General features: G+C 70.7%; 15 protein-coding genes. 7 read left to right on the top strand and 8 right to left on the bottom strand.

Annotation, left to right across the window (positions count from 1 at the left end):
• Positions 1-5: 5 nt before the first annotated feature.
• Positions 6-245, top strand: a complete 240-nt coding sequence (locus G4X40_RS14930) for a DUF3039 domain-containing protein (RefSeq protein WP_277833543.1) — start codon at positions 6-8, stop codon at positions 243-245.
• Here G4X40_RS14930 and G4X40_RS14925 read toward each other — a convergent pair.
• On the bottom strand, positions 215-1,297 hold the full coding sequence (locus G4X40_RS14925) for a YihY/virulence factor BrkB family protein (RefSeq protein WP_277833542.1): 1,083 nt from the start codon (positions 1,295-1,297) through the stop codon (positions 215-217). The two genes, G4X40_RS14930 and G4X40_RS14925, sit on opposite strands and share 31 nt — an antisense overlap.
• Before the next feature lie 175 nt (positions 1,298-1,472).
• Between G4X40_RS14925 and G4X40_RS14920 the strand changes: the two genes are divergently transcribed.
• Complete coding sequence (locus G4X40_RS14920) at positions 1,473-3,221, top strand: DEAD/DEAH box helicase (RefSeq protein WP_277833637.1); 1,749 nt, start codon at positions 1,473-1,475, stop codon at positions 3,219-3,221.
• Between the two features lie 82 nt (positions 3,222-3,303).
• Here G4X40_RS14920 and G4X40_RS14915 read toward each other — a convergent pair whose 3' ends face one another.
• A complete protein-coding gene (locus G4X40_RS14915; protein ID WP_277833541.1) occupies positions 3,304-3,498 on the bottom strand; it encodes a DUF7455 domain-containing protein in 195 nt (64 codons plus the stop codon).
• Positions 3,499-3,801: 303 nt separating this feature from the next.
• Between G4X40_RS14915 and G4X40_RS14910 the strand changes: the two genes are divergently transcribed.
• Positions 3,802-4,131, top strand: a complete 330-nt coding sequence (locus G4X40_RS14910) for a DUF952 domain-containing protein (RefSeq protein ID WP_277833636.1) — start codon at positions 3,802-3,804, stop codon at positions 4,129-4,131.
• Positions 4,132-4,147: 16 nt separating this feature from the next.
• Here the strand turns inward: G4X40_RS14910 and G4X40_RS14905 are convergent, their stop codons facing one another.
• The 3 genes from G4X40_RS14905 to ppgK all read right to left on the bottom strand — a co-directional run bounded on the left by G4X40_RS14905 (position 4,148) and on the right by ppgK (position 7,940).
• Positions 4,148-5,380 carry a lipase family protein gene (locus tag G4X40_RS14905; RefSeq protein WP_408642210.1) on the bottom strand — a complete coding sequence of 411 codons (1,233 nt, stop codon included), beginning with the start codon at positions 5,378-5,380 and terminating at the stop codon, positions 4,148-4,150.
• 189 nt (positions 5,381-5,569) lie between these two features.
• Positions 5,570-7,045: an RNA polymerase sigma factor gene (locus G4X40_RS14900; protein ID WP_277833633.1), complete on the bottom strand. Its 1,476-nt coding sequence runs from the start codon at positions 7,043-7,045 to the stop codon at positions 5,570-5,572.
• Positions 7,046-7,148: 103 nt separating this feature from the next.
• Positions 7,149-7,940: a polyphosphate--glucose phosphotransferase gene (ppgK, locus tag G4X40_RS14895; RefSeq protein WP_277833539.1), complete on the bottom strand. Its 792-nt coding sequence runs from the start codon at positions 7,938-7,940 to the stop codon at positions 7,149-7,151.
• A 135-nt stretch (positions 7,941-8,075) separates the two neighbouring features.
• On the opposite strand from ppgK, the gene G4X40_RS14890 reads away from it, so the two are divergent.
• On the top strand, positions 8,076-8,954 hold the full coding sequence (locus tag G4X40_RS14890) for an inositol monophosphatase family protein (protein WP_277833538.1): 879 nt from the start codon (positions 8,076-8,078) through the stop codon (positions 8,952-8,954).
• A gap of 4 nt (positions 8,955-8,958) precedes the next feature.
• On the opposite strand, the gene cei is transcribed toward G4X40_RS14890, so the two are convergent.
• Positions 8,959-9,639, bottom strand: a complete 681-nt coding sequence (gene cei / locus G4X40_RS14885; RefSeq protein WP_277833537.1) for an envelope integrity protein Cei — start codon at positions 9,637-9,639, stop codon at positions 8,959-8,961.
• A gap of 393 nt (positions 9,640-10,032) precedes the next feature.
• Between cei and G4X40_RS14880 the strand changes: the two genes are divergently transcribed.
• Positions 10,033-10,335, top strand: a complete 303-nt coding sequence (locus tag G4X40_RS14880; RefSeq protein WP_277833536.1) for a DUF4193 domain-containing protein — start codon at positions 10,033-10,035, stop codon at positions 10,333-10,335.
• A gap of 37 nt (positions 10,336-10,372) precedes the next feature.
• On the opposite strand, the gene G4X40_RS14875 is transcribed toward G4X40_RS14880, so the two are convergent.
• On the bottom strand, positions 10,373-10,906 hold the full coding sequence (locus G4X40_RS14875) for a DUF3093 domain-containing protein (protein ID WP_277833534.1): 534 nt from the start codon (positions 10,904-10,906) through the stop codon (positions 10,373-10,375).
• 76 nt (positions 10,907-10,982) lie between these two features.
• On the opposite strand from G4X40_RS14875, the gene dut reads away from it, so the two are divergent.
• The gene (gene dut / locus G4X40_RS14870; protein ID WP_277833631.1) at positions 10,983-11,498 is read left to right on the top strand and encodes a dUTP diphosphatase; all 516 of its coding nucleotides are present in this window, start codon (positions 10,983-10,985) and stop codon (positions 11,496-11,498) included.
• Positions 11,498-12,319 (top strand): DUF3710 domain-containing protein, encoded by an 822-nt coding sequence (locus tag G4X40_RS14865; RefSeq protein WP_277833533.1) that lies wholly within the window; start codon positions 11,498-11,500, stop codon positions 12,317-12,319. The genes dut and G4X40_RS14865 overlap by 1 nt, the downstream gene beginning before the upstream one ends.
• Before the next feature lie 19 nt (positions 12,320-12,338).
• Here G4X40_RS14865 and G4X40_RS14860 read toward each other — a convergent pair whose 3' ends face one another.
• Positions 12,339-13,055: an alpha/beta fold hydrolase gene (locus G4X40_RS14860; protein WP_277833531.1), complete on the bottom strand. Its 717-nt coding sequence runs from the start codon at positions 13,053-13,055 to the stop codon at positions 12,339-12,341.
• Positions 13,056-13,060: the final 5 nt, after the last annotated feature.

Genomic DNA, 13,060 nt, shown 5'->3' with positions numbered 1-13,060 from the left:
GAACGGTGAGCACTCAGATCCAGGAACGCCCGGACACCACCACCGACGAGCGCACCGACGACGACGCCCCCAAGTTCTTCCACTACGTCAAGAAGAACAAGATTGCCGAGAGCGCGGTGATGGGCACGCACGTCGTGGCGCTGTGCGGGGAGGTCTTCCCGGTGACGAAGTCGCCGAAGCCCGGCTCGCCGGTGTGCCCGGAGTGCAAGAAGGTCTACGACGGACTGCGCCCCGGCGGCGACTGATCGTCCGTCGGCAGCCCCCCCGCCGCCGACTGCGCGGCCAGCCACTCGCGCATCTGCTCGATCCGGGTGGCGCGGGCCGGCCAGAACTCCTGGACGGTCGCGTTGAGTTCCGCGCCGAGCACGACCGCGAAGCCCAGGAAGAACGTGAACAGCAGGAACGCGATCGGGGTGGCCAGCGCCCCGTAGGTGTAGCCGGTGCTGGTCACCCAGCCCAGGTAGAAGCGCAGCACCGTGGCGGCCGCGAGGAAGAACACGCCCGCGAGCAGTGCGCCGCCGGCCAGCCGATGCCACGGCAGCGGTTTGGGCAGCGCGAGGCGGTACAGGGTGGTGAGGCCGAGCAGCAACAACACGCCGACCGCGGGGTAGTACAGCGTGTCGAGCAGCTGCGACCCGAGCGTGTGCCACGACTCCGGCAGGATCTTGCCGATCAGTGACGGTCCCAACGCGACCACCGGCAAGATGAACACGCCCAGCAGCAGGAAGAACACGTAGAGGATCAGGGCGAAGATCCGCTGCCACACCGGGTTGCGGTGGTCCTGCTGGCCGTGCGCCTCGCAGATCGAATCGACGAAGCACGAGATCGCGGACGAGCCCGCCCAGAACGACAGCAGGAACCCCAGTGAGACGATCTCGCCGCGCCCGCGTGCGAGCATGTCGCCGATAGTCGGGTTGATGATCTGGTCGACCACGTTCGGGCTGAACACCCGCCGGCTGGCGCTGACGATCTTCGACTCCACGATGTCGACCGTGTTCGGACCGAACCAGCCGCCGACGAATCCGAGGCTGCCGAGCAACCCGAGCAGCAGCGGCGGCAGCGACAGTGTCTGCCAGAACGCCGCCTGCGCGGACTTGCCGAAAATCGAATCGTCCCAGGCGCGCACCACGGTCCGGCCGATCACCTTTCCGGGGGTGCGCAGGACGTCGCGCACCGACCGGTGCCCGCGCGGCGTGGGCGTGCAGTCGTCGGGTTCCGGGACACGCCCGGGGTCGGGTGCTGCCTCGGGTGCGGTCGGGTGGGGTCGTGCGGTGTTCGGGTCGGTGCTGTCGGTCATCGTGTGTTCAGCATCCCCGACCCGGGCGCAGGTCCGGCGTCATCGTCGGTCGTGTCCGGCATTTTCTCGGCGGCGGGCCCGGTGTGACGGCGCTCATGTCGGTGGTCCGGTTAGGCTCGTCGATGCTGTCGGGTGCGTGCCGGAGTGTGGATCTGGGGAAGGTTGGTCGTCTGTGCTGGGTGAACCACGTCACGACAACGCGGAGCCGGCGCCGACGGTTCCAGGCGGTGCGCCGCTGCGCGTGTGGCAGCGCCGCGCGCTGGCCAAGTACCTGGCCACCAAGCCCAAGGACTTCCTCGCGGTCGCCACGCCGGGCGCCGGCAAGACGACGTTCGGCCTGCGCATCGCCGCGGAACTGCTCGCCGACCGCACCGTCGACCAGATCACCGTCGTCGCCCCCACCGAGCACCTCAAACACCAGTGGTCGGAGTCGGCGGCGCGGGCCGGCATCGCGCTGGATTCGAACTTCTCCAACTCGACCGGGCAGACCTCGAGCGACTACCACGGCGTGGTCGTGACCTACGCGCAGGTCGCCTCGCACCCGTTCCGTCACCGCGTCCGCACCGAGAACCGGCGCACGCTGGTGATCCTCGACGAGATCCACCACGGCGGCGACGCGAAGAGCTGGGGCGACGGCATCCGGGAGGCGTTCGGCGACGCGACCCGACGGCTGGCGCTGACCGGTACCCCGTTCCGCAGCGACGACAGCGCCATCCCGTTCGTGACCTACGAGCCCGACTCGGAAGGGCTGATGCGGTCGAAGGCGGACCACGCCTACGGCTACTCCGATGCGCTCGCCGACGGCGTCGTGCGGCCCGTGGTGTTCCTCGCGTACTCAGGGGAGGCGCGCTGGCGCACCAGCGCCGGCGAGGAGTTCAGCGCGCGGTTGGGCGAACCGCTGAGCGTCGAGCAGACCGCGCGGGCGTGGCGGACCGCGCTCGATCCGGCCGGCGACTGGATCCCGTCGGTGCTCGTCGCGGCGAACACCCGGCTCGAGCAGTTGCGCGCGAGCGGGGTGCCGGACGCGGGCGGGTTGGTGATCGCGACCGACCAGACCACCGCCCGCGCCTACGCGAAGACCCTCACCGGCATCACCGGCACCGAGCCGACCGTCGTCCTGTCCGACGACCCGAGTGCGTCCAAGCGGATCGCCGAGTTCAGCCGCGGCGACGACCGCTGGATGGTCGCCGTGCGCATGGTGTCCGAGGGCGTCGACGTGCCCCGGCTGGCGGTCGGCGTGTACGCGACCAGCGCCTCGACGCCGCTGTACTTCGCGCAGGCGATCGGCCGGTTCGTGCGGTCGCGTCGCAAGGGCGAGACCGCCAGTGTGTTCCTGCCGTCGGTGCCGGTCCTGCTCGACCTGGCCAGCCAGCTCGAGGCGCAGCGCGACCACGTGCTCGGCAAGCCGCACCGGGAGAAGAACGGCTTCGACGACGAACTGCTCGCCGATGCGAACAAGCAGAAGGACGAGCCGGGGGAAGAGGAGAAGGCGTTCACCTCGCTCGGCGCGGACGCCGAGTTGGATCAGGTGATCTACGACGGTTCCTCGTTCGGCACCGCCACCTTCTCCGGCAGCGACGAGGAGGCCGACTATCTCGGCCTGCCCGGGCTGCTCGACGCCGACCAGATGCGGGCGTTGCTGCGCCGTCGGCAGTCCGAACAACTCGACAACCGCACCGCCGACCCGACGCCGCCGGCGCCGACACCCGCCTCGCGCGGGGCGGATCAGGACGAGTCGACGGCCCGTCAGCTCAGCGACCTGCGCCGCGAACTGAACACGCTGGTGGCGATGCACCATCACCGGACAGGGAAGCCGCACGGGGCGATCCACGGCGAACTACGCCGCACCTGCGGTGGCCCGCCGACCGCCCTGGCCACCCTCGATCAGCTCAACAAGCGGATCGCGACACTGCGGTCCTGGTGATGCGGCACCCGGCGGCGGGTGACCGGGTCCGGATACGACGAACGGCGGGCGATCGGTGATCGCCCGCCGTTCGTGGTTCAGATCAGGCCAGGACGTCGGCGTCCTCGACGATGACGGCCTCGAGCTCACGCAGCCGCGCCTCGTGCTCGTTGGCGTGGTGCCGGCAGAAGAGGAGTTCGCCCCCGGACGGAAGCAGGGCCCGTACGCGAGCAGCGGCGCCGCACCGGTCACACCGGTCGGCAGCGGTCAGTTTGGGGGTGGTCAGTGTGCCGTTCATGACTCCTCCGTCCTGGACTCCGAACGCTCGGACTCCGTTGGGGCCGTGCCAGGCCCGTTCTGATCACACCAGTCCGGGATTGACGTGGTGAATCCACTCTGTCAGACGTTTGGCGTCCGCGGGTTGTTCCCCGGACATCACCGGTGTGTCGTCTCTAACAACGCGATCATGGCCGTCTGCCGCGGTCAGCGGTCGATCAACCCGAAATTCTGCTGATGGCGAAATCCGGTCGCCGGGACCCGGTTCGGCGTGGGCGGTCATGCCGGCGCTGGGCATGCTGGTGGGGTGGAACCGCTGCTGCACATGTGCACGACCGACGACTGGCCGACCGCATCCGGCCGCGAGCACTACCGGCCCGATTCGTTCGCCGCGGACGGCTTCGTGCACCTGTCCACCCCCGGCCAGGTGGAGCTGCCCGCGAACCGGCTCTTCCACGGACGCGACGACGTGCTGCTGCTGGTGCTCGACCCGGATCTGCTCGACGCGCCCCTCCGCTGGGAACCGGGGGTGCCGACCGACCCGGCGGCGATGCGTTTCCCGCACCTGTACGGCCCGATCCCGGTCTGCGCGGTGCGGCGGGCGGTGCCGTACCGGCGCGACGCGGGCGGACGTTTCGGGACGCCCCGGCTGTGATCCGCGAGGCGGGCGGTCAGCACCCACCGCGTAACGGTTCGCCCCGGAACCGCTGATCGATCCAGTCGAGTGCCCGCGGCAGGCCGAGCACGGCCGCCGACAGGTGGTCGGGTGTGGGGGTGAGCAGCGTCTCGACGTGGGTGCCGGCCGCGCAGTAGCGGCGGGTGGTGTTGACGATCGAGTCCACCGGGATCAACCCGTCGGTGGGGCTGTGCCATTCGAAGATCGGCGTCTTCGGCACGCCCGGGTAGAGCTCGAGGCTGTTCTCGTCCAGCACCCGGAACGCCGCCGGGTCGTCCATGAAGTTCTTGTTGTCGGTCACCTGGGTGGCGCTGCGGCCGACACCCCAGAACATGATCTCGTTGGTGCAGCCGTTCGCGATCATCTGCTGCAGCCAGCGGCCCTGACCGTTGAGCTGGCCGGAGACGTTGATCCGGTCGGGGTACTCCCGTTCGAGGCCGAGCGCCGCGGCCATCGCCAGGCCGAACGCGACATGCGGATTGGGGCCGAGGACCCGGGCCATCTTGGACAGGTTCATCGGGACCCCGCCCTCGGCGGCGCCGACGATGTTCAGTTCCGGTGCGTAGGCCGGGGCCAGCGCGGCCGCCCACGCGGTCGCCATCCCACCGCCCGAATAGCCGGCCAGCCCGACCGGGCTCTTGGACACCTGCAACTGCGGCAGCGACTGCACAGCGCGGATCCCGTCGAGGGTGATCTGCCCGCCGAGCTTGGCCGCCCCGTACGCCATCCGCGGACCGAGGTGGTCGGGCAGTGCCACCGCCCAGCCGCGGGCGAGCGCGATGTTGAGCCCGGGCGCCTCCCGGATCTGGGTGAACAGGTCGGTCGTATACAGCTCGGTGGAGAGCTTGCACTTGTTTCCGAGCGCGTTGATGATGTGCTGATACGAGACCAGCGGGCCGTTCGGGCGGTGGTTGTTGGGCAGGACGAACGTGGTGTTCGCGGCGATCGGCTTGCCCTCGGAATCCGTCGACCGGAACAGCACCTGCCAGACCGAACTGGTCGGGAAGTAGAAGTTGAACGGCATCGGCCGCGACTTGAGCACGTCACCGGGCTTGTGCGCGGCCAGGTCCGGCGGTGGCAGGTAGAACGAGTCCGGATCGGCAACCGGGTAGACCGGGCCGGCGGCGGACGCCGAACCAATCACGATCGCCGACCCGAGCGTCAGTGCAAGCGTGAGCAGCGACGTCATCGCCGCGCCCAGTCGACCCCGCCGCTGCCCATCGCGCATCTCGAAGCATCCTCCCGGTCGGTTGCCAGACAACGAGAGTCAGTAGAGCAGAAGCGACCTCACGCGGAACCGGCTTTCGGGCAATCGATCGGTAACGCCTCGAGGCGACCTCGCGGCGGCCGAAACCCCCGTGGGCGCCCACCTGTCACAGGTGGGCGCCCACGGGGGAGTCGGCGGTGGTTCGGGCTGCTAGTCCAGGTAGTCGCGCAGCACCTGGGAGCGCGACGGGTGACGCAGCTTGGACATCGTCTTCGACTCGATCTGACGGATCCGCTCGCGGGTGACCCCGTACACCTGACCGATTTCGTCTAAAGTCCTCGGCTGGCCGTCGGTGAGGCCGAAGCGCAGCCGGACGACGCCGGCCTCACGCTCGGAGAGCGTGTCGAGCACCGACTGCAGCTGGTCCTGCAGCAGCGTGAACGACACCGCGTCGACGGCAACGACCGCCTCGGAGTCCTCGATGAAGTCGCCGAGTTGGCTGTCGCCCTCGTCGCCGATGGTCTGGTCCAGGGAGATCGGCTCACGCGCGTACTGCTGGATCTCCAGCACCTTCTCCGGCGTGATGTCCATCTCCTTGGCGAGCTCCTCCGGGGTGGGCTCGCGGCCCAGGTCCTGGAGCAGTTCGCGCTGGATACGGCCGAGCTTGTTGATGACCTCGACCATGTGCACGGGGATGCGGATGGTGCGGGCCTGGTCGGCCATGGCGCGGGTGATTGCCTGACGGATCCACCAGGTGGCGTACGTGGAGAACTTGTAGCCCTTGGTGTAGTCGAACTTCTCGACCGCGCGGATCAGACCGAGGTTGCCCTCCTGGATCAGGTCCAGGAACGCCATGCCGCGGCCTGTGTACCGCTTGGCCAGCGACACGACCAGACGCAGGTTGGCCTCGAGCAGGTGGTTCTTCGCCCGGTTGCCGTCGCGGGAGATCCAGTTGAGGTCGCGCCGCACCGCCACGGTCGGCTTCTCGCCCCGCTCGGCGAACTCGACCATCTTCTGGGTGGCGAACAGGCCGGCCTCGATCCGCTTGGCCAGCTCGACCTCTTCCTCGGCGTTGAGCAGCGCCACCTTGCCGATCTGCTTGAGGTACGCGCGCACCGAGTCCGCGGAGGCGGTCAGCTCGGCATCCTTGCGAGCCTGCCGCAGCGCCTCGGACTCCTCCTCGTCCCAGACGAAGTCGCCGGAGGCCTTGTCCTTCTCGGTGGGCTCGTCGGCGGTGTCGTCGTCCGCTTCGGCTGTGACGTCGACGACCTCCTCGGCGTCGAGCTCGCCGTCGGAGACGTCGATGTCGTCCATGTCGACGTCGGTCTCGACACCGTCGGCGTTCTCGCCCTTGGTGGACTTCTTGGCAGCGGTCTTCTTGGCCGGAGCCTTCTTGGCGGCGGCCTTCGTCGCCTTCTTGGCGGCGGTCTTCTTGGCCGGAGCCTTCTTCGCCGCAGCCTTCTTGGCCGGAGCCTTCTTCGCGGTCGCGCTGGTCGTTGCCGCGGGCGCTGCCGTGGTGTCGGCGGCCGCCTCAGCGGATTCACGGGTATCGGTGGCTACCACGTAGGCCCTTTCGTGACGGTGTCGTGCGGCGTCGCGCCGGGGTGGAAGATCCGGCGGAGAGGTCTGTGGAGGATGTCCGGCGCATCGACCGGAGCATTGACCATTGTAACGACCGTTGGGCAGTGCTCGGTCCGGTCCGGGCGTCGAGCGCGTCCACCGGGCCGTGTACGGAGGGACCGGGTGGACCCCGGACGGTCGCCGCGGTCGACGGTTTCGGGCGAGGCGATCACAGCCCGCCGAGTCCCGCCGCCGCCATGGCCGCGCCGACGATACCGGCGGTGTTACGCAACGTCGCGGGCACCACCGGGGTGCGGTTCTTCAGCAGCGGGATCCACTTCTCGCTCTTGCCGCTGATCCCGCCGCCGGCGATGAAAAGGTCCGGCCACAGCAGATCCTCGAACGTCTCCAGGACGTGCGAGACCTCCTTGGCCCAGTGTTTCCACGAGAGGTCCTTGTCCTCGCGCACCGATGCCGCGGCGCGGTGCTCGGCCTCTTTGCCGTGCACCTCGAGGTGCCCGAACTCGGTGTTGGGCAGCAGGATCCCGTTGTGCAGCACCGCGGAGCCGATGCCGGTGCCGAAGGTCAGCAGGACGACCACCCCCTTGGCGTCACGTCCGGCGCCGTACCGGTCCTCGGCCAGCCCGGCCGCGTCGGCGTCGTTGAGCACCGTCGCGGGCAGTCCGCCGAGAGCGTCGGAGAACAGTGCGGCGGCGTCGGTGCCGATCCACGACTTGTCGATGTTGGCGGCGGTCCGGGCCACCCCGCCGGTGACGACCGAGGGCAGGGTGACCCCGACCGGACCCTGCCAGCCGAACTCGGTGACGATCTGGGCGGCCACCTTCGCCACCGCGTCGGGGGTGGCCGGCTGCGGGGTGTCGACGCGTACCCGCTCGCCGATCAGCGCGCCGGTGGACAGGTCGACCACACCGCCCTTGACCCCGCTGCCGCCCACGTCGATCCCGAAGCTGTGGGCGGGCGGGGGAGCGGCAGCGACCGTGGTCGGGGTGGGGTTTGTCATCGACTCCTGGCTCCCTCGCGTCGGACCGGCGATTCGGTGACCACAGTAGTGATCGACGGGCCCGCGCGGTGGGATCTGGCAAGCGGGTGGGTCCGTGGGTGGAGATGCCCGGGCCCGGTGTGCTCGGATAGGCGGGTGGCAGAACCGACGGGCGCCGTGGCCGGCGTCGAGAACCCGATCGAATTGCGGCGCGTGGCGACCCAGGTGGCGCAGGTGGCCGCCGCCCGCATACGCCGGCGCCGCCCCGAGGTGTTCGGTGCGGGCGGGGGCGCGGTCGAGGGTGCCGTGCAGACCAAGAGCACGCCTACCGATCCGGTCACGGTGCTCGACACCGAGTCCGAGGTGCTGATCCGCGAGCAGCTGGCCGAACTGCGTCCGGGCGACCGGATCCTCGGCGAGGAGGGCGGCGGCACGGCCGGTGACGTCGCCGGGCTGCGCTGGGTGGTCGACCCCATCGACGGCACCGTGAACTTCCTGTACGGCATCCCGGCGTACGCGGTCTCGGTGGCCGTGCAGCTCGACGGCGTGTCGGTGGCCGGGGCGGTGGTGGACGTGGTCCGCGAAATCACCTACTCGGCCGCGTTGGGTCAGGGCGCCAGTGTGGTGGAGCGCGACGGCGCGAGCCGGGCGTTGCGGTGCAACGAGATCGACTCGGCGGCGGTCGCGTTGCTGGCGACCGGCTTCGGCTACGACGAGCGGCGCCGCGCCGCGCAGGGCCGGCTCATCGGTGAGCTGCTCGGGCGGGTCCGCGACATCCGGCGCATCGGTTCGGCGGCGCTGGACCTGTGCATGGTCGCCTCGGGTCAGGTCGACGCGCACTTCGAGCACGGGCTGAGCCCGTGGGACTGGGCGGCGGGGTCGCTGATCGCGGCGGAGGCCGGCGCGGTGGTCCGGCTGCCGGCGCCCGACTCGGTCAGCGCGGACGGTGCGGTCACGATCGCGATGGCCCCCGGAATCGCCGACGAACTCGGCGCGATCTTCACCGAGATCGGCGCCTTCCGGCCGTTGCCCTGACCGGTCAGCAGCGAGTGGAGTGCGCGCCCTGGACCAGTGCCGGATCCGGTGTCGGCGCGGGCGACCCCGGCGGCACCCGCAGGGCCTTGAGCACGGCCTGCGCATCCGGGTTCGGCGACAGGTCGTTGAACAGCGTGCCCAGTGACAGGTCGACGGTGGTGTCGGTGCGCCCGTCCTGGATGAGTTCCGCGCACGGGGCCACCAGCCACACGGCGGCGGCCTCGGCGCGTCCTGCCGCGCCGAAGCGGATCTGGCCCTGGCACTGCAGGTTCTGCTTGGTGTAGATGGGGTCGTTGGCGACCGCGTTGTCGGGTGCCGGGAGGAAGCCGAAGTCGCTCAGCTCGGAGGCCACATGGGTGGCCTGACCGCTCTGTCCGTTGGCGTTGAACACCCGCACGCGCACGTTCGAAAGTGCCGCAGGGGTGACGGGGGACAGCGCCGCGCTGCCGACACGGTCGCCCAGTGGCGGCGCCGGCGGTGTGCCGGGGGCGGGCGTGGCCGGGGCGGGGTCGTTGCAGGCGACGTCGGCGGCGCTCGAGGACTGGTGGGAGAAGACCCCGATCCACACGCCGGCGCCGATGAGCAGCAGCACGAGGCCGAGGATCAGCGCGGGCCGGTTCCGCCTGCGCCGGAAGGGCCGGCCCCGGTCGTCGGTCGAATGGCCGTTGGTGATCAGTGCAACCACGGTGTCGTCAGGCCTCTCGTTCGTGCGTGCCCCCGCCGGGGTGCCCCGCTGCTGACCGGGGCCGTGACCACCTTAGGCGCAGGGGTGCGGAGAAGGTGGCAACTGAGTGGCCTCGAGGGGACGAGCCGCGCCGGTGATGACGTTTTGGTGTCGTTCGACACCTTCACCGGTTTCCTGTTGCGAAATTCGCCGCGCGTTCGGCTATTGTCCTCGCGGCCGTGGTGCGAATCGTCAGTCGTGTCCACGGCCGCGACTGTTACCGGGATCACCGGAGAGGTCGGGCACAAAACGTGGTGCGTGAGCGTTGTGCAGCCGCACATGCTCTATGCACGGTTCGTCTGCGACTGCGGGGACGTGGACGGGCCCGAGAGAAGCGGATCAGAGGAAGAGGTCATGGCAACCGACTACGACGCGCCGAGGCGCAACGAATCCGACGAGGTTTCGGAGGATTCCCTGGAAGAACTGAAGGCGCGCAGGAACGAGGCGCAGTCGGCGGTCGTCGACGTCGACGAGTCGGACACGGCGGAGTCGTTCGAGCTGCCCGGCGCGGACCTGTCCGGCGAGGAGCTCTCGGTCCGGGTGGTGCCCAAGCAGGCAGACGAGTTCACCTGCACCAGCTGCTTCCTGGTGCACCATCGCAGCCGGCTCGCGAGTGATGCGAACGGCGCCCTGGTCTGCCGGGACTGCGCCGGCTGACCGGCCCTGTGGCGTACCGCCCGGCCCGGCCGACAGGTCAGGGCTGGGCGGTTCCCGTCTGCGGGGACTGCGAGCGGGGCGCCAGCGCTGCGGCCAGCTCGGCCGGCTTGCGGGTGCTGACCAGCCAGTACGGCGTCGGATCCTGAGGGTCGTCCAAGATGATCAGCACCATGGTCTTGACCCACGAGCGGTTCTGCACGAAGGCCGCCGGGTCGAGTTGGCGGCCCAGTGCGGCGCTGCGGGCCTCCTCCGGGACCTCGAAGGTCCGGGAGATGACATCCAGCGGAAGATGCGCCCGGCCGATCCGGAACTCGCCCTCGCCGTCGCCGTCGACGACCACCTCCAGCCGCAGGCGGCCCATCCACAGGCAGGCCCACGCGACGAACGGCAGCAGCACGATGCCGGGGATCCACCACGGCACCGACCGCGCGGACATGTGCACCTCGACGGCGAGCAACTCGGCCACGACGACACCCGCGACCCACCACCAGATCGGCACCCACAGGCGCTCGCTGAAGACCGTGCGAGCGGTCGCGTCGGCGGTCGGGGCTGGTTGAGCATGTTCGGACACGGGCTCCAGAGTAGTCTGACCAGTCGTGGCCAATGACACCGTGGCGGACGATTCCGGCCGAACCGAACAGACTTCCGTGGGCAGCCCCGCGGCCCGTGCGGGCGGCGCCTTTGCGCCGATCCCGCTGCGTCGCCTCGATCCCGGGCTGCCGATGCCGGCGCGTGCACACGACGGCGACGCGGGCGTGGACCTGTGCACGGCCGTGGACGTGACAATCGAGCCGGGTGAGCGGGTCCTGGTGGGCACCGGTGTCGCGCTGGCGCTGCCGCTGGGCACCGTCGGGCTGGTGCACCCGAGGTCGGGGCTGGCGGCCCGCTCCGGACTGTCGATCGTCAACACCCCCGGCACCATCGACGCCGGCTATCGCGGCGAAATCAAGGTGTGCCTGATCAACCACGACCCGCGGGAGGCCATCGATCTGCGCCGCGGTGACCGGATCGCGCAGCTGGTGGTCCAGCGGGTCGAGCTCGTCGACTTCGTCGAGGTCGACGACCTCGACGAGACATCGCGCGGCACCCGCGGATACGGCTCCAGCGGCGGCCACGCAGGCCTCGAGCGTGCCGGTGCGCAGACCGCGGAAGTCGGTGCGTGATGGCCTTCGGACGGAAGAAGGGCGGCCGGTCCCGCTCGGCCGAGCACGACGCCGACCTCGCCGACACCCGCCCGGTGTTCGGCGACGAGGGGCCGTACGAGGCCACCGAGCTGAGCGATCTGGACGAGATCGCACCCGGGCTGCTGGACCTGGGATCGGTGCTGCTGCCGATGCCCGAGGGCGGCCAGATCCAGGTGGAGATGGCGCCGGACGGATCGGTGCAGGCACTGCACCTGGTCACCGGTGACGGACGGATCACCGTGGCCGCCTATGCGGCGCCGAAGTCGTCGGGGCAGTGGCGCGAGGTGACCACCGAGCTGGCCGATTCGCTGCGCTCGGAGCAGGCGAGTGTGTCGGTGGAGGACGGACCGTGGGGCCGTGAGCTGCTGGGGGTCACCCCCGGCGGCGATCTGCGTTTCATCGGCGTCGACGGGCCCCGCTGGATGATCCGGTGCGTGGCCGCCGGCCCGACCGGCGCGCTCGCGGAGGACAGCGCGCTCAGCCAGATGGCGCGCGCGGTGCTGAGGCGGACGATCGTCAAGCGTGGATCGGATCCGCTGCCGGTGCGCACCCCGCTGCCGGTCGTGCTGCCCGAGGCGCTCGCCCAGCAGCTGCTGGCGGCGCAGCAGCAACAGCTGCAGCAGTTGCAGCAGCAGGCGACCGAGCAGGGTGCGGCGCAGGCGGTGGCGCAGGCGGGCCAGGCACAGGCGGGGGCCCCGGACCAGCCACAGCAGCCGGGTGCCGGCGCCGCGCCGGACGTGCCGCGGCGTGGGGCGCAGGGCTCGGCGATGCAGCAGCTGGACCGACGCAAGCAGAACTGAGCGGTCGGGACCGGCGGCGTCAGCCCGCCCGCACGGGCAGCCGGTCCAATGCGGTCAGGCAGGCGCGTCCGAGCACGCTCGGGTCCGCGCCGATCTCGTCGAGCCGAACGGTCTCGACAGCCGAGCAGGGCAGGGCCCGGTCCCAGTCCCGCGCGACCTCGATGGGGTGCAGCGGGTCGTCGACGGCGGCTGCGATCGCCACGGGCGTGGTCAGCCCGGTCAGCTGCCCGAGTGTCGGCGAGTGGTGCGCCGCGGCCTGTTCCATGGACTCGGGCAGGTGCGGCCACTGCGCGGTCCACGACCGGGTCAGCTCGTCGGCCAGCCAGGCGGGGGAGGTCGCCCGCATGGCCGCGATGGTCCGGTCGAGTCCGTCGCCGCGCAACCGGTCGGCCGTGTACCGCGCGCCGGCCGCCGCAGGCGCCTCGCTCGGATCGCCCGTCCAGGCCGGCATCGCGGCGAGCACGGCGGCCGCACGGTCAGGGCCGTGCAGCGCCCACTGCACCGCGACCGCGGCGCCGATCGACACCCCGCCCACCACGAGCCGACCGTGCCGGGCGTGGGCGTCGTCGAGTGCGTCCAGGTAGCCCTCGACCAGCCGTCCCGGTGCCGGGTCGACCGCGACGACCTCGACTCCGATGCTGGTCAGTGGGCCGTGGAAGGCCCTCGAGGCGAAGTCGGCGTCGGATCCGGTGCCGGGCAACAGCACCGCCACGGAGGGGAGCGAAAAGTGAGCCACGCCTC

The sequence above is a fragment of the Speluncibacter jeojiensis genome, from assembly GCF_029589495.1.
Lineage (GTDB): Bacteria > Actinomycetota > Actinomycetes > Mycobacteriales > Mycobacteriaceae > Speluncibacter > Speluncibacter jeojiensis.
This window is presented reverse-complemented; position numbering and strand designations above follow the sequence as displayed.